The organism is Streptomyces griseoflavus (genome assembly GCF_014649995.1).
In the GTDB taxonomy this organism is placed as follows: domain Bacteria; phylum Actinomycetota; class Actinomycetes; order Streptomycetales; family Streptomycetaceae; genus Streptomyces; species Streptomyces griseoflavus.
Genome location: NZ_BMUC01000006.1, coordinates 277,162 through 296,075, shown reverse-complemented (window position 1 = coordinate 296,075; position 18,914 = coordinate 277,162). Strand labels below are relative to the sequence as shown.

17 protein-coding genes and 2 pseudogenes are annotated in these 18,914 nt (G+C 73.3%); 11 read left to right on the top strand and 8 right to left on the bottom strand.

The window, feature by feature from the left end; genetic code table 11:
• Nucleotides 1-106: 106 nt before the first annotated feature.
• Nucleotides 107-1,598: pseudogene (locus IE172_RS15765) on the bottom strand (SulP family inorganic anion transporter).
• A gap of 580 nt (nt 1,599-2,178) precedes the next feature.
• The gene (zapE, locus tag IE172_RS15760; RefSeq protein WP_190097923.1) at nt 2,179-3,246 is read right to left on the bottom strand and encodes a cell division protein ZapE; all 1,068 of its coding nucleotides are present in this window, start codon (nt 3,244-3,246) and stop codon (nt 2,179-2,181) included.
• 73 nt (nt 3,247-3,319) lie between these two features.
• Between zapE and IE172_RS15755 the strand changes: the two genes are divergently transcribed.
• The 6 genes from IE172_RS15755 (at nt 3,320) to IE172_RS15730 (ending at nt 8,699) form a co-directional block, all read left to right on the top strand.
• Nucleotides 3,320-4,114 carry a pyrimidine reductase family protein gene (locus IE172_RS15755; protein WP_190097855.1) on the top strand — a complete coding sequence of 265 codons (795 nt, stop codon included), beginning with the start codon at nt 3,320-3,322 and terminating at the stop codon, nt 4,112-4,114.
• 221 nt (nt 4,115-4,335) lie between these two features.
• Nucleotides 4,336-4,809 (top strand): indole-3-glycerol phosphate synthase, encoded by a 474-nt coding sequence (locus tag IE172_RS15750; RefSeq protein ID WP_190097854.1) that lies wholly within the window; start codon nt 4,336-4,338, stop codon nt 4,807-4,809.
• Between the two features lie 81 nt (nt 4,810-4,890).
• Nucleotides 4,891-6,279, top strand: a complete 1,389-nt coding sequence (gene murC / locus IE172_RS15745; protein ID WP_190097853.1) for a UDP-N-acetylmuramate--L-alanine ligase — start codon at nt 4,891-4,893, stop codon at nt 6,277-6,279.
• A 14-nt stretch (nt 6,280-6,293) separates the two neighbouring features.
• Nucleotides 6,294-6,701, top strand: a complete 408-nt coding sequence (gene msrB, locus IE172_RS15740) for a peptide-methionine (R)-S-oxide reductase MsrB (protein ID WP_190097852.1) — start codon at nt 6,294-6,296, stop codon at nt 6,699-6,701.
• A gap of 157 nt (nt 6,702-6,858) precedes the next feature.
• Nucleotides 6,859-7,584 carry a response regulator transcription factor gene (locus IE172_RS15735; protein ID WP_190097851.1) on the top strand — a complete coding sequence of 242 codons (726 nt, stop codon included), beginning with the start codon at nt 6,859-6,861 and terminating at the stop codon, nt 7,582-7,584.
• Between the two features lie 2 nt (nt 7,585-7,586).
• Complete coding sequence (locus tag IE172_RS15730) at nt 7,587-8,699, top strand: sensor histidine kinase (RefSeq protein ID WP_190097850.1); 1,113 nt, start codon at nt 7,587-7,589, stop codon at nt 8,697-8,699.
• 78 nt (nt 8,700-8,777) lie between these two features.
• Here the strand turns inward: IE172_RS15730 and IE172_RS15725 are convergent, their stop codons facing one another.
• Nucleotides 8,778-10,181, bottom strand: a complete 1,404-nt coding sequence (locus tag IE172_RS15725; RefSeq protein WP_190097922.1) for a sensor histidine kinase — start codon at nt 10,179-10,181, stop codon at nt 8,778-8,780.
• A gap of 38 nt (nt 10,182-10,219) precedes the next feature.
• The gene (locus tag IE172_RS15720; RefSeq protein WP_190097849.1) at nt 10,220-10,909 is read right to left on the bottom strand and encodes a response regulator transcription factor; all 690 of its coding nucleotides are present in this window, start codon (nt 10,907-10,909) and stop codon (nt 10,220-10,222) included.
• A gap of 41 nt (nt 10,910-10,950) precedes the next feature.
• Here IE172_RS15720 and IE172_RS15715 point away from each other — a divergent pair.
• The 5 genes and pseudogenes from IE172_RS15715 to IE172_RS15695 form a co-directional block, all read left to right on the top strand.
• A pseudogene (locus IE172_RS15715) lies at nt 10,951-11,349 on the top strand (FAD:protein FMN transferase); the annotation flags it as partial.
• 174 nt (nt 11,350-11,523) lie between these two features.
• The gene (locus IE172_RS15710) at nt 11,524-12,660 is read left to right on the top strand and encodes an ABC transporter ATP-binding protein (protein ID WP_190097847.1); all 1,137 of its coding nucleotides are present in this window, start codon (nt 11,524-11,526) and stop codon (nt 12,658-12,660) included.
• Nucleotides 12,657-13,361 carry an ABC transporter permease gene (locus tag IE172_RS15705; protein WP_190097846.1) on the top strand — a complete coding sequence of 235 codons (705 nt, stop codon included), beginning with the start codon at nt 12,657-12,659 and terminating at the stop codon, nt 13,359-13,361. Before IE172_RS15710 ends, IE172_RS15705 begins: the two co-directional genes overlap by 4 nt.
• On the top strand, nt 13,358-14,023 hold the full coding sequence (locus IE172_RS15700; RefSeq protein ID WP_190097845.1) for an ABC transporter permease: 666 nt from the start codon (nt 13,358-13,360) through the stop codon (nt 14,021-14,023). Before IE172_RS15705 ends, IE172_RS15700 begins: the two co-directional genes overlap by 4 nt.
• 78 nt (nt 14,024-14,101) lie before the next feature.
• Entirely contained in the window at nt 14,102-15,058 is a 957-nt protein-coding gene (locus IE172_RS15695; RefSeq protein ID WP_190097844.1) for an ABC transporter substrate-binding protein, read from the top strand.
• Between the two features lie 70 nt (nt 15,059-15,128).
• Here IE172_RS15695 and IE172_RS15690 read toward each other — a convergent pair whose 3' ends face one another.
• Genes IE172_RS15690 through IE172_RS15675 form a run of 4 tightly spaced genes read right to left on the bottom strand, consistent with a single transcriptional unit; the run spans nt 15,129 to nt 18,879 of the window.
• Complete coding sequence (locus IE172_RS15690; RefSeq protein ID WP_190097843.1) at nt 15,129-15,725, bottom strand: GTP-binding protein; 597 nt, start codon at nt 15,723-15,725, stop codon at nt 15,129-15,131.
• On the bottom strand, nt 15,712-16,071 hold the full coding sequence (locus tag IE172_RS15685) for a DUF742 domain-containing protein (RefSeq protein ID WP_190097842.1): 360 nt from the start codon (nt 16,069-16,071) through the stop codon (nt 15,712-15,714). Before IE172_RS15685 ends, IE172_RS15690 begins: the two co-directional genes overlap by 14 nt.
• A 1-nt stretch (nt 16,072) precedes the next feature.
• Nucleotides 16,073-16,504 carry a roadblock/LC7 domain-containing protein gene (locus tag IE172_RS15680; RefSeq protein ID WP_190097841.1) on the bottom strand — a complete coding sequence of 144 codons (432 nt, stop codon included), beginning with the start codon at nt 16,502-16,504 and terminating at the stop codon, nt 16,073-16,075.
• On the bottom strand, nt 16,501-18,879 hold the full coding sequence (locus tag IE172_RS15675) for a sensor histidine kinase (protein ID WP_190097840.1): 2,379 nt from the start codon (nt 18,877-18,879) through the stop codon (nt 16,501-16,503). Before IE172_RS15675 ends, IE172_RS15680 begins: the two co-directional genes overlap by 4 nt.
• Nucleotides 18,880-18,914: the final 35 nt, after the last annotated feature.

Here is an 18,914-nt window from a genome sequence, read left to right as displayed (position 1 = left end):
ACCCAGCCGTGTCTACCACCTGGTGCGGGTCCCGGGAACCACGCGTGTCGCACGTGTCCCCCGGGACGTGCGGCGGGGGCCGCGCGCCGGTGCGGCCCCCGCGCCGCTACGGAACGGTCAGCGCGGTGGTGCCTTCGTCCGGTGCGCGGTCGGTGAGTTTCACCGGGGGAGTGTCCGGGGTGCTGTGGCGTTCCGCCCAGTGATCGAGGGCCGTGCGGCAGGCGTGGTCGAGGTGGTGCAGGCCGGTGAGGTCCAGTTCCACCGGGCGGTCCTGCGGGAGGGACTCCAGGGTGTCCAGGATCTTCGGCAGGCGCAGGAACGTCGCGTTGCCCGACAGGTACACCCGCACGGGCCCCGCTCCCTTGTCCGTGACCTCGACCCTGTACTTCGACGCCTCCCAGGCGGTCTTGGCCACGGACAGGGCCAGTCCGATCAGCACGCCCTCGAACATGTTCACCGTGACGATCGACACCGCGGTGATCACCAGGACCAGCGCCTCGCCCCGGTGCCCCCGCCACAGCGCGACGAGCCCGCGGAACGGGATCAGTTTCCAGCCCGCGTGGATCAGGATGCCCGCCAGCGCGGGCAGCGGGATGAGGGCCAGCGCGGACGGCAGCAGCGCGGCGAACAGCAGCAGCCACACGCCGTGCAGCACCCGGGACGCCTTGGTCCTGGCGCCCGCCCGGACGTTGGCGGAACTGCGCACGATGACCGCGGTCATCGGCAGCGCGCCGAGGATCCCGCAGACGGTGTTGCCCGCGCCCTGGGCGATCAGCTCCTTGTTGTACCGGGTGGGCGGGCCGGTGTGCAGCCGGTCCACGGCCGCCGCGCTGAACAGGCTCTCGGCGGAGGCGATCAGCGCGAAGGCGAGGACGGTGCCGAGGAACCCGATGCCCGCCAGTGACCCGAAGGCGTCCGTGCCGGGCGGCTGCACGGAGTCGAACAGGCCCCGCACCTCGACCGTCGCGACGGGCATGCCGCACGCGAGCGTGACGCCCGTCGCCAGCAGGACGGCGACGAGCGCCCCCGGCACGGCTCCGGCCGGCCCCGGCATCCGGCGCCACAGCACCATCACCGCCACGGTGCCGGCGGCGACCGCCGTCGAGGTGAGCGCCCCGGTGCCGCCGAGCGCGTCCGCGGCCGCCCCGGGCAGACCGAGGACCTTGTCGACGCCGGTGTCGGGGGCCTCCAGCCCGGCCGCCGCGTAGAGCTGACCGGCGATGAGGACCAGGCCGATGCCGGCCAGCATGCCCTCGATCACCGAGAGCGACATTGCGCGGAACCAGCGTCCGAGCCGCAGGGCCCCCATCGCGAGCTGGAGCACTCCGGTGGCCAGCACGATCACGCCGAGCGCGGGCAGTCCGTAGGTGTCGACCGCCTCGAAGACCAGCACGGTGAGTCCGGCGGCGGGCCCCGGACACCTGGAGGCTGCTGCCCGGCAGCATTCCGGTGACCAGACCGCCCACGATGCCGGTCACCAGGCCGAGTTCGGCCGGGACACCGGAGGCGACGGCGACGCCCACGCACAGCGGCAGGGCGACGAGGAACACGACGAGTGAGGCGGCGAAGTCCTGCCTGAGGTGGGGAAGGCGGGACACGGGCGCGCTCACCGCGCCTCGAACGCGTCGCCGCGCGCCGGCGGGACGGGGACGGGGACGGGCGGGAGACCGGGGGACGGTCCCGAGGTGCGGGGGGTGTCGGTGAGGGGCTGCATCTGGCGTTGCCTCCTGGCGCGTGTGGGGACGCGTCTCCCACGCCGGAGGGCTGCTGACGCGGCCCTCCGGCGTGTGAGGAAACGGGGGGTCCCGGGCGGTCACGGGCCCGTCGCTCCCGACGCGGCACGGCACCGACCCGTGGCCCTTGCTTCACGGGATGTATATGCGGATGCGAAGGACTGCCGGGAGGGCGAAGCGGTGACGCGAGGGCGGGGCGACAGCGAGGGCCCGGAGTGCGGCCACGCTCTCCCCACCTCGGCACACGCCCGTTCTCCGAGACGGTTCACGCCTCTTCGGCAGACCAAGGCTTGGTCAACGACTGGTCAAGAAACACGTTAACCCCGCAACGTCATTTGCAGGGTCAACTCGGTGCTCCATGGCGGAGGGCGCCTGAAAAATTCGGTGCGTTGGCGCGAACGCGCCGTTCAGCGACGGCGATTCGCTCGGTGGCCGCACACCCGTGCTACGGGGTGTCGGCGAGCCGCTTCGCGTCGCGGGCCAGCGCGGTGAGCCGCGAGATCGCCCGGAAGTACTTCTTGCGGTAGCCGCCCTTCAGCATCTCCTCGCTGAACAACCGGTCGAACGGCAGCCCCGACGCGAGGACGGGCACCTCACGGTCGTAGAGCCGGTCCGCGAGGACCACCAGGCGCAGCGCGGTCGACTGGTCCGGCACCGGACGCACCCCGGTGAGGCACACCGCGCGCAGACCGTCGGTCAGGGCGCCGTAACGGCTGGGGTGGACCCTGGCCAGGTGGTCCAGCAGGTCGGGGAAGGCGTCCAGCGAGGCACCCTCGGTGGCGTGCGCGGTCCGGGTCACCACCTCGTCGGGGAACGGCGCCGGTGCCTCGGGCAGGCCGCGGTGGCGGTAGTCCTCGCCGTCGATGCGCAGGGCGCGGAAGTGGGCCGACAGGCCCTGGATCTCGCGCAGGAAGTCGGCGGCCGCGAACCGGCCCTCGCCGAGCTTGCCGGGCAGGGTGTTCGAGGTGGCGGCGAGCGCGACCCCGGCCTCCACCAGCCTGCCGAGCAGCGTGGAGACGAGCACGGTGTCGCCCGGGTCGTCCAGCTCGAACTCGTCGATGCACAGCAGCCGGTGCCCGGAGAGGGTCTTCACCGTCTGCTGGAAGCCGAGGGCGCCGACCAGGTTGGTCAGCTCCACGAAGGTGCCGAACGCCTTCAGCGAGGGCTCCGCCGGGGTGGCGTGCCACAGCGAGGCCAGCAGGTGGGTCTTGCCGACGCCGTAGCCGCCGTCGAGGTAGACGCCGCGCGGGCCCGCCGGGGTCTTCTTCGGCGCCCTGCCGAAACCGAACAGCCGGCGCCGGCCCGCCGCACCGGCCGGGGCCCCGTCGAGACCCGCCGCGAAACCCTCCAGGACGCGCACGGCCTCGGTCTGGCTCGGCTGGTTCGGATCCGGGATGTACGTGCCGAAGCGCACCGAGTCGAACCGCGGCGGCGGCACCATCTCGGCGACGAGCCGGTCCGCGGGGACGTGCGGCTCACGGGCGCACAGGGACAGGGGAGCCACGTCGGCCATCGGACCGGGACGGGAGGCGGGGGAGGAGGACGACACGGTCCCCCATGCTACGGGGCGTGGAAGACTGCTCGGCATGCGACGCCTGTTCCCCGTGACCGACGTGACCGACGAAACAGCAGCTCCCGGCGGGGCGGACGGCCGGGAGTGGAGCCTGGCCGAGCTGGCCGCCGCGTACGCCTACCCCGGTCCGGGGCCCGGCGGCCGCGAGCCGTGGCTGCGGGCCAACATGGTGTCCACCCTCGACGGCGCGGCCCAGCACGACGGCCGTTCGCAGCCCATCTCCTGCCCCGCCGACATGCGGATCTTCGGCGTGCTGCGGGCCCTCGCGGACGTGGTGGTCGTCGGCGCCGAGACGGTACGGCAGGAGGGCTACCGGCCGGCCCGCGCGCGGGCCGAGTTCGCCGCGGCCCGGGAAGCGGCCGGACAGGGCCCGGCGGCCGTGATCGCGGTGGTGACGGCGAGCCTGGACCTGGACTTCGCCCTGCCCCTGTTCACCTCCCCCCTGCTGCCCACCCTGGTCCTGACCGGCGCCGGGGCCGCCCCCGACCGCGTCGCCGCCGCCGAGCGGGCCGGCGCGCGGGTGGTCGTCGCCGGGGAGGGCGCCGCGGTGGACCCCGCGCGGGCGGTGCGGGCGCTCGCGGACCTCGGCCACACCCGGCTGCTGACCGAGGGCGGGCCGCGCCTGCTGGGCCAGATGGTGGCGGCCGGGGTGCTGGACGAGCTCTGCCTGACCGTCTCCCCGATGCTCACCGCGGGTGACGCTCAGCGCATTGCCGGTGGACCGACAGTGACACTTCCGCGGCGTTTCACGCTGAACTCGATGTTGGAAGAAGACGGATACCTGTTCACGCGGTACCGGCGGAGCTGACCGTCCCCGCCCGGCGGCGACCGGGGAGGGCCGGGAAGGCGTCCGACGGTGGGCGCCGGTCCGGCGATCGGCGGAACCGGGGCGCCCGCCCGCCGCGGAGCAGGGCGAGGATGAATCCGGCAGTACCCGTGCGAACACGGGGCAGGATGGTTTCCCCGGGGCCCGGCTCGGCCCCCGGAGCGACGAGGGCCCACCGGCCCTCCGAGGAGAAGGGGCGCACGGTGTTCACCAGCGTACTGATGATCGAGAAGGCCCTGACGTCCGCGGACGTGGAGTTCGTCACCACCCTGCACGGTGACGAGCCGGTCTCCTTCCACGTGCTGCTGCAGCCCCGCGGAGAGCAGGCCGACCGGCTGCTGAGAGCCATCGACGACGTCGCGCTCGGCGAGCTCGACGAGGCCGTCCGGGAGCACGAGACCCCCGAGGGCGAGGAGGCCCAGAGCATGGGGGAGCGCGCCCTGGAGGTCTCCCTCCAGGCACTGCGGGCCACCGGCGACACGGCGGACGGGCGGCTCATCGACAGCCACCCGCTGGACGCGCTGCGGACCATGGTGGAGGAGACCGGCGCGGACGAGGTGATCGTGCTGACCGACCCGCACTACGTGGAGGAGTTCTTCCACCGCGACTGGGCCTCCCGGGCCCGGCACAAGGTCGGCGTGCCGGTGCTGAAACTCTTCTCCCACAGCAAGGCATAGGCTGGGGCGGCGCTCTCCCGGCTCCACCGCGAGGGCGCGAAGACCGCCGTCCCCGCTCGTCGCACCACTGGGAGAACACGCATGGCACCCGGCCTTCCTACCGCCATGGACCGACCGCACTTCATCGGCATCGGCGGCGCCGGGATGTCGGGCATCGCCAAGATCCTCGCCCAGCGCGGCGCGCAGGTGGCGGGCAGCGACTCCAAGGACTCCCCGACCGCCGACGCCCTGCGCGGCTTCGGCGTCACCGTGCACATCGGCCACGCCGCCGCGCACCTCGCCGACGACGCCAGCTGCGTGGTCGTCTCCTCCGCCATCCGCGAGGACAACCCCGAGCTGCTCCGGGCGGCCGAGCTGGGCATCCCGGTGGTGCACCGCTCCGACGCCCTCGCCGCCCTGATGAACGGCCTGCGGCCGATCGCGGTGGCCGGCACCCACGGCAAGACCACCACCACCTCCATGCTGGCCGTCACCCTCACCGAGCTGGGCCGCGAGCCGTCGTACGCGATCGGCGGCGACCTGGACGCCCCCGGCTCCAACGCGCTGCACGGCGCGGGCGAGATCTTCGTCGCCGAGGCCGACGAGTCGGACCGCAGCTTCCACAAGTACGCCCCCGAGGTCGCGATCATCCTCAACGTGGAGCTGGACCACCACGCCAACTACGCGTCCATGGAGGAGATCCACGAGTCCTTCGAGACGTTCGTCGGCCGGATCGTGCCGGGCGGCACACTCGTGATCTCCGCGGACCACGAGGGCGCCCGTGAGCTGACCCGCCGGCTGGACGGCTCGGTGCGGACGGTGACGTACGGCGAGGCGGCCGACGCCGACGTGCGGGTGCTGTCGGTGGTCCCGCAGGGGCTGAAGAGCGAGGTGACCGTCGAGTTCGACGGCACCCCCCTCACCTTCACCGTGTCGGTCCCCGGCCGGCACTACGCGCACAACGCGGTCGCCGCGCTCGCCGCGAGCGCCGCGCTCGGCATCCCGGCCGCCGAGACGGCGCCCGCGCTCGCCGCCTACACCGGGGTGAAGCGGCGCCTCCAGCTCAAGGGCGAGGCCGCCGGCGTCCAGGTCATCGACTCCTACGCGCACCACCCGACCGAGATGACCGCCGACCTGGAGGCCATGCGCGCCGCGGCCGGTGACGCCCGGATCCTCGTCGTCTTCCAGCCGCACCTGTTCTCCCGCACCCGCGAGCTGGGCAAGGAGATGGGCCAGGCGCTGACCCTGGCCGACGCCTCCGTGGTGCTGGACATCTACCCGGCCCGCGAGGACCCGCTCCCCGGCGTCACCAGCGAGCTGATCATCGAGGCGGCCCGGGCGGCCGGCGCCGACGTGACGGCCGTCCACGACACGGCGGACGTCCCCGAGGTGGTCGCGGGAATGGCGAAGCCCGGTGACCTCGTTCTCACCATGGGAGCGGGCGACGTCACCGACCTCGGCCCGCGCATCCTGGACCGTCTGCAGAAGTGAGGAGCTGGAAGCTCATGCCGTACGACGTGGAGAAGCCGGACGAGCAGTGGCGCGCGGAACTGTCGCCGTCCGAGTACGCGGTGCTGCGCCAGGCGGGGACGGAACCGGCCTTCACCGGTGAGTACACCGACACCAGGACCGAGGGCGTCTACTCCTGCCGCGCCTGCGGCGCCGAGCTGTTCACCTCGGGCACCAAGTTCGAGTCGCACTGCGGCTGGCCGTCCTTCTACGACCCGCGGGACACCGAGGCGGTGGAGCTGATCGAGGACCGCTCGCACGGCATGGTGCGCACCGAGGTGCGCTGCGCGCGCTGCGGTTCGCACCTCGGGCACGTCTTCGAGGGCGAGGGCTACCCGACGCCCACGGACCAGCGCTACTGCATCAACAGCATCTCGTTGAGGCTGCAGCCCACCGAGGGCTGATCCGCCCCCTGCTCCCCGCCACCGCCGTCGGCACCGGGCGGCCGGGGAGCAGGACGGGCACCGCCCGTGCGGCGACGACGGCCCCGGCTCCTTACGGAATGCGGACGCCGACGGCCCCTCGGTGCCGGTCGCGCGCGCGTGGTGCGAGGCTGGCCGCATGGAGCAGCCACCACAGCACGGCGGGGCCGGAGCCCGGGTCCTCGTCGTGGACGACGATCCCACCGTCGCCGAGATCGTCACGGGCTATCTCGACCGTGCCGGATACGTCGTCGACCGGGCCGGTGACGGCCCCGGCGCGCTCGACCGCGCGGCGGCCCACTGGCCCGACCTCGTCGTCCTCGACCTCATGCTGCCCGGCATGGACGGCCTGGAGGTGTGCCGCCGGATGCGTGACCACGGGCCCGTGCCGGTCATCATGCTCACCGCCCGCGGCGACGAGGACGACCGCGTCCTCGGCCTGGAGGTGGGTGCCGACGACTACGTCACCAAGCCCTTCAGCCCGCGCGAACTCGTCCTGCGCGTGGAGTCCGTACTGCGCCGTACCCGCCGTGCCCCGGTCGCCTCCGGCCTGCTGCGGGCCGCCGGCCTCACCGTCGACCCCGCGTCCCGCCGGGCCGCCAAGCATGGCGCTGAACTGGCGCTGACGATACGCGAGTTCGACCTCCTCGCCTTCTTCCTGCGGCACCCCGGACGGGCGTTCGGGCGGGAGGAACTGATGCGGGAGGTGTGGGGCTGGGACTTCGGTGACCTGTCCACCGTGACCGTCCACGTACGGCGGCTGCGCGGCAAGGTCGAGGACGATCCGGCACGGCCCCGGCTGATCAGGACCGTGTGGGGCGTCGGCTACCGCTTCGAGACCGCCGCCGGTCCCGGGGAGGCGTGACCGTGCGCGACACGCTCCTCATCGCGCTGTTCGCCTTCCTCGGCGCCGCCGCGGCCGGCCTGCTCGGCGCGTGCGTGCTGCTGCTGATCCGGCGGAGGTCGCTCACCGCGCATCTCGCGGTGGTCGCGGGGGTCGCGGTGACGGCGATGCTCGCCGGCACGCTGGCCGTGGCCCGCGCGATGTTCCTCTCGGCGCACGACCTGCGCGTGGTGACCACGGTCGTCGCCATGGCGGCCGTCGTCTCCGCGGTCACCGCGCTGCTGCTGGGCCGCTGGGTCGTCGCCCGCAGCCGGGAACTGACGCTCGCCGCCCGCTCGTTCGGCGACGGCGGCGACTTCGCCGCACCCGAGCGCCCGGCCACCGCCGAACTCGCCGCGCTCAGCCGCGAACTGGAGGCCACCAGCGTCAGGCTCGCCGCGTCGCGGCGCCGGGAGCGGGCGCTGGAGTCCTCCCGGCGGGAGCTCGTCGCCTGGATCTCCCACGATCTGCGGACCCCGCTCGCCGGACTGCGCGCGATGGCGGAGGCGCTGGAGGACGGGGTCGCCGCCGAGCCCGACCGTTACCTGAGGCAGATCCGCACCGAGGTGGAGCGCATGAACGACATGGTCGGCGACCTCTTCGAACTCTCCCGCATCCACGCCGGCGCGCTCACCCTCTCACCCTCCCGCGTCTCCCTGTACGACCTCGTCGGCGACGCCCTCGCCGGCGCGGACCCGCTCGCCCGGGAGCACGGCGTGCGGCTCGACGGCGACCGGGTGGAGCCGCTGCCGGTGGAGGTGGACGGGCGGGAGATGAGCCGCGTCCTGGGCAACCTGCTGGTCAACGCCATCCGCCGCACCCCGGCCGACGGCACCGTCGCCGTCGCCGCGCGGCGCTCGTCCGAGGGCGTGGTGCTGTCCGTCACGGACGGCTGCGGCGGCATCCCCGAGGAGGACCTGCCCCGCGTCTTCGACACCGGCTGGCGCGGCAGCCACGCGCGCACCCCGCCGGCCGGCGCGGGCCTCGGCCTCGCCATCGTCCGCGGCATCGTCGAGGCCCACCGCGGCAGCACCACGGTCCGCAACGTCACCGGCGGCTGCCGGTTCGAGGTGACCCTCCCGGCGACGGACGGCTGACCGGGACCCTCCGCGCGGGGCGCGGTGGGCGGGTGGTCCGCAGGGGAGCGGCGCCTTCGCCCGGGGCCCGGCCGCCCGTCAGGTGCCGTCGCCCAGCGGCAGCCGCACGGTGAAGACCGTCGCGCCCGGCTCGCCGCTCAGCTCGATGTCGCCGCCGTGCGCCCGCACCAGCGACCGGGCGACCGCGAGGCCCAGGCCGCTGCCGCCCCGGTCGCGGCTGCGGGCCTTGTCGACGCGGTAGAAACGGTCGAAGACCCGCTCCCGGTCCTCCGCCGGGACGCCGGGGCCCGCGTCGGTCACCCGCACCAGAGCGGAGTCACCGGTCACGCCGACCCCCACCGACACGGGAGTGCCGGCCGGGGTGTGCACGGCGGCGTTGGTCAGCAGGTTGTCCAGTACCTGCCGGATGCGCTGCGGATCCAGCCGCGGCGCCGGCGCGCCCGCCGGGGCGGTCACCGTCAGCGGATGGCCCGGGTGCCCCGCACGGAACGCGTCGGCCGCCTGCCGCACCAGTTCCACCAGATCCGTCTCCGCCTGCCGCAGCGGCGCCTCCACCTCCCCCTCGTCCAGCCGGGCCAGCAGCAGCAGGTCGTCGAGCAGCACCCCCATCCGGGCGGCCTCCGCCCGCAACCGCGCCAGATGGCGTTCGCGTTCGGCGGGCTCGTTCGCGGCGGCGTACTGGAACAGGTCCGCGTAACCGCGCACCGACATCAGCGGGGTGCGCAGTTCGTGCGAGGCGTCCGCGACGAACCGGCGCAGCCGCGCCTCCGCCTCCGCGCGCACCGCCAGGGAGTCGTCGATGTGCTCCAGCATCGTGTTGAAGGCGCTCCGCAGCTCCGCCACCTCCCGCCCGCCGTCCCGCCCGTCCGCGCGCAGCGGCAGCCGGGACGCCGACTCGCTCAGGTCGTGCGAGGCGATGCCGTGCGCGGTGTGCGCCATGTCGCTCAGCGGCTCCAGACCGCGCCGCAGCATCCGCCGCCCGGACACCACCAGCGCCGTCAGCGCCAGCGCGAACACCACGACCTGCACCGTGATCAGCCGCTCGACCGTCTCCTCGACGTCCTTCACGGGCGCCGCGCTCACCAGCACCACTCCCGGTTCGACCTCGCAGCCGCGCAGCCGGTAGGTGCCCTCCCCGTCGATCCGCGCGGTGCGCGTCAGTTCGGTGTCGGAGCGCGCCATCGCCCGCGCGAGGTCCGCCATCGCCCGGGTGTCGTCCGGCACGTCGGACGGCCTGCGCAGGGTGACCGCGTCGCCGGAGACGTCGTACACCGCCGTGTACCAGCCGTAGTACGGCTTCCGCCTGACCGTGCCGTGCGCTGCCGCGTCCTTCGCCTGCACGGTCTGGATCAGCTTCAGCTGGTCGCCGAGCTGCCGCTCCAGATAGTCGCGCATGTACGTGGTCAGGGCCGTGCCGACGACCGCGCACACCGCGAGCGACAGCACCGCGAGACCCAGCGTCAGCCGGGTGCCCAGCCGCATCCCCCGGCAGGTGTCCCGCAGGCGCCGCGGGAACGCGGTCACTCGGCGGCCTGCCGGATCACGTACCCGAAGCCCCGCACCGTCCGGATCAGCGGCTCACCGGTGTCGTCCAGCTTGCGCCGCAGCCGGCTGACGACCAGCTCCACCACGTTGGAGCGGCCACCGAAGCCGTACTCCCACACGTGGTCCAGGATCTGCGCCTTGGTCAGCACCGTCGGCGAGCGGCGCATCAGGTAGCGCAGCACCTCGTACTCGGTCGGTGTCAGCGACAGCAGCCGCTCCCCGCGCCGCACCTCACGGGTGTCCTCGTCCATCGTCAGGTCCGCCACCCGCAGCACCGACCGCGGGTGCCCCGGCCCCGCGCTGCGCCGCAGCACCGTGCGCAGCCGCGCCATCAGCTCCTCCACGGCGAACGGCTTGACCAGGTAGTCGTCCCCGCCCCTGGTCAGCCCCGCCACCCGGTCCGCGACCCCGTCCCGGGCGGTCAGGAACACCACCGGCACCATCGCCCCGGAGCGCCGCAGCCCGTCCAGGACGCCGAAGCCGTCGACGTCCGGCAGCATCAGGTCCAGCACCACGATGTCCGGGCGGAACCCGGCGGCACGGCGCAGCGCCTCCTCACCGGAGTTGGCGGTGACCGCCTCCCAGCCCTCGTACCGGGCGACCGTCGCCACCAGGTCGGCTATCGGCGGGTCGTCGTCCACGACGAGGAGGCGTACTTTTTCCACCCGCCCATACTGCGGCACCCGCCCCCCGCGGCAGGAGGGCGGTGCGGGTCCGCGTCCCGATCGAGGTGTCCCTGCGCGTCGACGACGAGGACTTCCCCGCCGCCGCGGCGGACGGACTCTTCGCCTGGCTGCGGGAAGCGGACGCCCGCTTCAGCCCGTTCCGCGAGGACAGCGAGGGGTGCCGGCTCGACCGCGGCGAACTGGACCCCGGCCACCTCGGTCCCCACCTGACCGAGGTCCTCGACCTCTGCGACCGCTACCGGATCGCCACCGGCGGCGCCTTCGACGTCCGGCTGCCGGGCCGGCGCCTCGACCCGTGCGCCGTGGTGAAGGGCTGGTCCGTGCAGAAGGGCGCGCAACTGCTCCGGGCCGCCGGCGCACGCCGGTTCTGCCTCAACGCCGGCTGCGAGGTGTTCGCCGTGACCGCCGACCGGCGGGTACTGCGGACCGGGGGGTTTCCCGCGGGCGGATCGGGGCAGGTGGCGGCGTAGCCCGTGGCCGTCCGGCCCGGGGGCGGGGTTCCGGGGTTCTGTCGGTGGTGCCGTTTACACTCACCGGCGACAGAGTGCGCGAACCCGGTCAGAAACTTCCGCCACCCGAAGGGCAACGGCGTCTTGATACGGATCGATTCAGTCACGAAGCGGTACCCGGACGGCACCGTGGCGGTCGACCGGCTGTCGTTGGACATCCCCGACCGCTCGATCACCGTCCTCGTCGGGCCCTCGGGATGCGGCAAGACGACCACGCTCCGGATGATCAACCGGATGGTCGAACCCACCGAGGGCACGATCCTGATCGACGGCGAGGACAGCCGGCGGCAGCCGGTGACCACCCTGCGCCGCTCCATGGGGTACGTCATCCAGAACGCCGGACTCTTCCAGCACCGCACGATCGCCGACAACATCGCGACCGTGCCCCGGCTGCTCGGCTGGGGCAAGCAGCGCGCCCGGGAACGGGCGGCGGAGCTGATGGAACGGGTGGGACTGGACCCCTCGCTGGCCAGGAGGTACCCGTACCAGCTCTCCGGCGGCCAGCAGCAGCGCGTCGGCGTGGCGCGGGCGCTGGCCGCGGATCCGCCGGTGCTGCTGATGGACGAGCCGTTCTCCGCCGTCGACCCCGTCGTGCGCAAGGGGCTCCAGGACGAACTCCTGCGCATCCAGGACGAGCTGGGCAAGACCATCGTCTTCGTCACCCACGACATCGACGAGGCGATCAAGCTCGGCACCATGGTCGCCGTGCTGCGCGAGGGCGGCCGGCTCGCCCAGTACGCGCCGCCCGCCGAACTGCTGTCCCGCCCCGCGGACGGCTTCGTGGAGGACTTCCTCGGCGCCGACCGCGGCATCCGCCGGCTGTCCTTCTTCCCCTCCTCCGCACTCCGGCCGGCCACCGACGCCGTGATCCCCGTCGACGCGAGCGCCGAACGCGTCGCCGCCACCGGGGCGGCCCACCTCCTCGTGACCGATGCCGACAACCGCCCGCTCGGCTGGGCCGCGCGCGAGGAGCTGACCGGCGGCGGCGTCCGGACCGACCGACTGCTGCCGTACGGACGGCCGTTCGTGCCGGGCACCGACTCCCTGCGGACCGCTCTCGACTGCGCGGTGCTCTCGCCCACCGGCTGGGCCGTCGCCGTCGACGGCGACGGACGGGTGACCGGAGTCGTCTCCCAGCAGACCATCGGCGAGGCGATCCGGGCCGCCCACACGGCCGGCCGCGCCGAGGCCGAGGCCGAGGACGAGAAGGTCGCCGGATGAGCGGCTTCTTCGACATCCCCAGCGACCTCCAGCACAGCTGGACCGGCCTGATCGGGCTGCACATGAGGGAGGCGTTGCTGCCGGTGGCCGCCGGCCTGCTCCTCGCGCTGCCGCTCGCGCTGCTGTGCGGCCGCTTCCGCTGGCTGTACCCGCCCGTGCTCGGCGTCACGACGGTCCTCTACGCCGTCCCGTCCCTGGCGTTCTTCGTCGTCCTCATCGACTACACCGGCCAGACCGAACTGACCGTGATGATCCCGCTGGCCCTCTACAGCCTCGTGGTGCTGGTCCCGGCGATCGTCGACGGCGTGCGCTCGGTGCCCGACGAAACGCTCGCCGCCGCCACCGCCATGGGGTTCGGCCCCGTACGGCGTTACGCGCAGGTGCAGTTGCCGATCGCCGCGCCCGCCGTCATCGCCGGACTGCGGGTCGCCACCGCCTCCAGCATCTCCCTGGTGAGCGTCGGCGCCCTGATCGGCAACCAGGGCGCCCTCGGCAACCTGCTCGCCGCCGCGCAGAAGTACGACCGGCCGGAACTCGCGGTCAACGCCGTCCTCACCATGGCCGCCCTGGCGATCGTGTGCGACGCGCTGCTGGTCCTGCTGCGGACCCTGCTCACCCCGTGGATGCCGCGCGGCGGCACGGCCCGGCCGAAACCCGCCGCGCGGCGGGCGGAGATCACCCCGGAGGGCGCGGTCCGGTGAACGTCCTCGACTTCGTCAACGCCTTCTTCAGCGACAGCGCCCACTGGCAGGGCTACGACGGCATCCCGCAGCGCTTCCGGGAGCACGTGCAGTACTCGCTGCTGGCCCTCGCGGTCGCCGCCGCCATCGGGCTGCCCGTCGGCCTCCTGACCGGCCACACCGGACGCGGCGGGAACGCGCTCGCCTTCATCGCCAACGCCGCCCGGGCCCTGCCCAGTTTCGGCCTGCTGGTGCTGGCCGTCCTGCTGATCGGCTTCGGTCTGCTGCCCGTGATGATCCCGCTGGTCGTCCTGGCGGTCCCGCCGATCCTGGTGACCACCTACGAGGCGGTCCGCTCCGTCGACCCCGCCCCGGTGGACGCCGCCAGGGGCATGGGCATGCACGAGTCCCGGATCCTGTTCCGGGTCGAACTGCCCGTGGCCCTCCCGCTGGTCCTCAGCGGACTGCGGTCCGCCGCCATCCAGATCGTGTCCACGGCCACCATCGCCGCCTACGTCAGTCTCGGCGGTCTCGGCCGGTACATCATCGACGGGCTCTACCAGCGCGACTACGAGAAGGTGGTCGGCGGCGCCACCCTCGTCGCGGTCCTGGCGCTCCTCACCCTCGCCCTGTTCTGGGCCGCGGGACGGCTGGCGGTCTCGCCCGGAGTGCGCAGGCGCTGACCCCCGGCCCCACCCGTACGACAAACCGTGACCCTCACGTTCTTGACTGCCCGTGAAACGGCTGGATTGGATCGATGAATGACTCCCACCGCGAAGAGAAGCAGGTCCAGGACGAGGCACACCGGCGTGGCGGCGGTCGCGCTCACCGCCGCGGCGGCCCTGCTCGCGGGCTGTTCCTCCGACGACGACCCCGACAACCCCCTGGCGGGCGAGAAGGCCGAGGCGGGCACCGTCGTCGTCGGCTCGAACAACTTCGCCGAGAGCACCCTGCTCGCCGACATCTACGGCGAGGCGCTGCGCGCCAAGGGCCTCAAGGTCACCTACAAGCACAACATCGGCAGCCGTGAGACGACGTACGGCCTGATGAAGAACGGCTCCATCACGGTCCTGCCCGAGTACAACGGCTCCCTCCTCGCCTACCTCGACCCCGAGGCCGGGCAGGAGTCGGCCCAGGCGGTGAACGAGGCCGTCAAGGCGAAGCTGGACAAGAAGCTGACGCTGCTGGAGTCGTCACCGGCCGAGAACAAGGACTCGGTCAGCCTCAACGCCGCGACCGCGAAGAAGTACGGACTGACCGCCGAGTCCACCCTCGCCGACCTGAAGGACTCCGCACCGGACCTGGTGATAGGCGGCTCGCCCGAGTTCCAGACCCGCCAACAAGGGCTGAAGGGCCTGGAGGCCGTCTACGGCCTGACGTTCAAGTCGTTCAAGGCCCTCGACGCCGGCGGCCCGCTGACCCAGGCGGCGCTCACCGGCAACGAGGTCCAGGCCGCGGACGTCTTCACCACGGATCCGGCGATCGTGAAGGAGAACTTCGTCGTCCTGAAGGACCCGGAGAACCTCTTCGGATTCGCCAACGTGACCCCGCTGGTCCACAAGGACGCGCTCCCCCAGGAGGGCGTCGACGCGCTCAACGCCGTATCGGCGAAGCTGGACACCGAGACGCTCCTGGACCTCGACGCCCAGATCCAGCTGGAGAAGAAGGACCCGCTGGACGTGGCCAAGGCCTGGCTGAAGTCGGCCGGACTGGACTGACGGCCGTCCTCCACCTGGGGTGCGGCCGTCCCCCCGGGGTGCGGCCGGCCGGCCGCACCCCGGGGGCGGTTCACCGCGCCGGGGCCGCCTCGGCTATCAGCCGGTCGATCAGCGCGATCAGCACGTCCCTGCTCGACTCCCGCTCCCGCGCGTCGCACAGCAGCACCGGCACGCCCTCCGGCAGCGTCAGCGCCTCCCGGATGTCCTCCGCCGGGTACGGGTGCTCGCCGTGGAAGCCGTTGGCGGCGACCACGAAGGGTATGCCCCGGCGTTCGAAGAAGTCGATCGCGGCGAAGCTGGACTTGGGCCGGCGCACGTCGACCAGGACCACCGCGCCCAGCGCGCCGAGCGCCAGGTCGTTCCACATGAACCAGAACCGCTGCTGCCCCGGCGTACCGAAGAGGTACAGCACGAGATCGTCCGAGACGGTGATCCGGCCGAAGTCCATGGCGACCGTGGTGGCACGTTTCTGCTCGACGCCGTCCAGGTCGTCGACGTCCAGCCCCGCCATGGTCAGCGGTTCCTCGGTGCGCAGCGGGACGATCTCGCTGACCGAGCCGACCATGGTGGTCTTGCCCACGCCGAAGCCACCGGCGATCAGGATCTTGACCGTGTCGGGTGACGGACGGTCGGCGGACGCCTGAGCGGTGGTGTCAGAGCCGGCCAAGGCCCTCCCTCACTTTCTGCAGCAGGTCCAGGTCCGGGGTGTTACGGGTGACGGGGTGCGGCGGGTGGGCGGTGATCCGGCCCGCCTCCAGCAGGTCGCAGAGCATGATGACGACGACGCTGACCGGAAGGTCGAGCCGCGCGGCGATCTCGGCGACGGCGACCGGCTCGGCGCACAGCCGGAGGATCCGCAGGTGCTCGGGCTGCGGCCGGGACCCGCCCGCGGGCTGCGGATCGACCGCCGTCACCGTGGTGATGAGCGTGAAGTCGGCGCGGCTGGGCCGGGTCCGGCCACCGGTGAGGGTGAACGGCCGGACCAGCCGCCCCGCCGAGTCGCTTCCGCCCACCTCACACGCCGGGGTCGACGGCGGGCCCCGCGGCCTCCCGCGGCGCCGCGCTGAGGTGCTCGCCGATCTTCTTCACCAGCATGTTCATCTGGTACGCCACCACGCCGACGTCCGCGTTCGGCCCGGTCAGCACCACCAGGTGGGCGCCGGGACCGGCCGAGGTGAGGATCAGGTAGCTGTGCGCCATCTCGATGAGCGCCTGCCGCACGGGCCCGCCGCGGAAGTCCATGCTGACGCCCTTGCTGAGGCTCATCAGGCCGGACGCGGTCGCCGCGAGACGCTCGGCGTCGTCCCGCAGGAAGCCGGTGGACTTGCTGACCACCAGCCCGTCCTCGGAGAGCACCACGGCCTGGTTCACGTCGGCGACCCGTTCCACGAGTCCGGTCAGCAGCTGGTCGAGCTGGGTGTGGGTGGCGGGGGCGGGGCGTGTCATGTCGGGGTTCCTTCGTGAGCGGTCGACGGTGGGCGGTCGGCGGGCGGAGCGGGCTGCTCGGCGGGGGCGGGCACATGCGCCGGTGCGGTCCCGCCGGGGCCGCCCGTGTCGTCGTCCCGGGCCCGGCTCGTGCCGCGCTGGAAGCCGGCGAGCGAGGAGGCGGCGCGTTCCGCGGTGAAGTCGGCGCAGGGGTCCTCCGCGGTGTCCGGCACGGGGTCCTCGCGCAGTTCGGCGGCCAGACTGGTCTGCGGCACCCGGCGGGGCAGCGGGGTGAGCCCGTCGGCGCGGGGGGCGGGCGCCGGGTCGGCCGCCTGCGCGGGGACGGCCCGTACGGCGGTGGCCGGGCGGGGCGCGGCGGCCTGCGGGCCGGCGGCGGGCCTGCCGGGCGCGTCGTCCGCCGTACCACGCGCGGCCTCGCCCCTGGCGTCCCGGCCGCCGTCGCCGCCCGGCTGGTCGCGCACCACGATCTCGTGCGGGATCAGCACGATCGCCGTCGTCCCGCCGTACGGCGACGGGCGCAGGGTGACGGCGATGCCGTGCCGGTGCGCGAGCTGCGAGATCACGAACATGCCGAGCCGGAGGTCGTCGGCGAGCGCCACCACGTCGAACTGCGGGGGCCTGGCCAGCTGGGCGTTGAGGGAGGCGTAGTCGTCGTCGGACAGCCCGAGGCCCCGGTCCTCGATCTCGACGGCGAGCCCCTTGGCCACCATCGCCGCCCGCACCCCGACGGGGCTCGGCGCCGGCGAGTACACGGTCGCGTTGTCGATCAGCTCGGCCAGCAGGTGGATCACGTCGGCCACCGCCGGCGGGGCGAGCGACACTTCTTCCTCGGTGAGCACCTCCACCCGCTGGTACTCGGCGACCTCCCCGACGGCACTGCGCACGATGTCGATCAGCGCGACCGGCTCGCTCCAGGAACGCCCGGGGCGCTCCCCGCTGACGATGACGAGGTTCTCCTCGTAGCGGCGCAACTGGCTGGCGACGGAGTCGAGTTCGTACAGGCCCTTGAGGACCTCGGGGTCGGTGTGCCGGCGTTCCAGCGCGTCGAGCTTGCTGAGCTGGAGGTTGACCAGGTTCTGGCTCTGCCGGGCGATGCCGAGGATGACCTTCTGGAAGCCCCGTCGGGTGTCGGCGAGTTCGACCGCGGTGTGCACGGCGGTGCGCTGCGCGGTGTTGAACGCGTTCGCCACCTGGCCCAGTTCGTCGTGTCCGTAGTCCAGCGGGGGTGCCGCCGACTCCGCGTCGACCTTCTCGCCGCGCTCCAGCCGGGCCACCACGTCGGGCAGCCGCTGCTCCGCCAGTCCCAGGGTGGCCATCCGCAGACCGCGCAGCCGGCGGGACAGCGAGCGGGTGATGCGCCAGGACAGGCCGACGCACAGCAGCAGCGCCAGCAGTCCGGCGGCGCTCAGGGAGGCGGCCGTCACCAGCAGGCTGCGGGCCTCGTCGGCGCTGCGGGTGAGCAGCGCGTCGGTCTGGTGGCGGATCATCGCGGAGTACTGCGGGGAGAGCCGGTCCATCGCCTCGTCCCACCGGTCCCGCAGGTCCGGCAGGTCGACGTTGCGGTTTTTGCCCTCCGCGGCGGTGGCGAGCACCTGGTCCTCGACCGCTTCCAGGGCGTGCCACTCGGGGCTCTGCAGGATGCGCTCGGTCTGCGTCTTGGTGCTGCCGCTCAGGGAGGGCTCGATCTGGTCCTCGACCAGCCAGCGGCGGGTGTGGACCAGTTCGGCGAAGGCGCCCCAGCCCTCGGCGTCGAGGCGCCCGGACGGCCAGGCGAGGGTGAGGTGCGCGTCCTCCCGGGAGATCAGCTCGGCCGCGTGCTCCAGGGCGATCAGCGGCTGGGCCTCGGAGGTCAGGTCCCCGTCGTCGACCTGGGAGAGCTCCTGGAAGGCGTGGATCTGGTCGTCGATGATCGACGTGTACTGCTCGAGCGCCTCCTCGGCGGTGATGTCACTGGGGTCGTCCACCTGGTCCCGGTAGTACTCCAGGCTGCCGACCGAGCCGAGTACCGAGTACAGCCGGTCCGAGATGCGCGCCGGTGCCTCGGCGATCGCGTCCGCCTGCCCGGCCAGCTGCGCGACCGCCGCGTCCGTCCGTTCGCGCTGGGTCTCGAGGGCGGACCGCGAACTCTGCGGCTCGGCCAGCCACGCGGCGGTCAGCCTGCGCTCCTTCTGCAGCGCCAGCGTGGCGTGCGTGCCCATCGCGCCGGTGGACCGGCTCAGCTGCGTCTGGGACCGCAGCTCCAGCCCTTCCGAGAACATCTGGATCGTCGTCAGGCCCCACATGCCGGCGAGGGTGACGCTGGGCACCAGGGCGAGGAGGAACAGCGAGAGCCGGATGGAGCCGAGACGGCGCCGGGCACCTGTCCGTGGAGACATCGTGGTCCTAGAGCGGTCGGGTGTCGGGGGAGGTA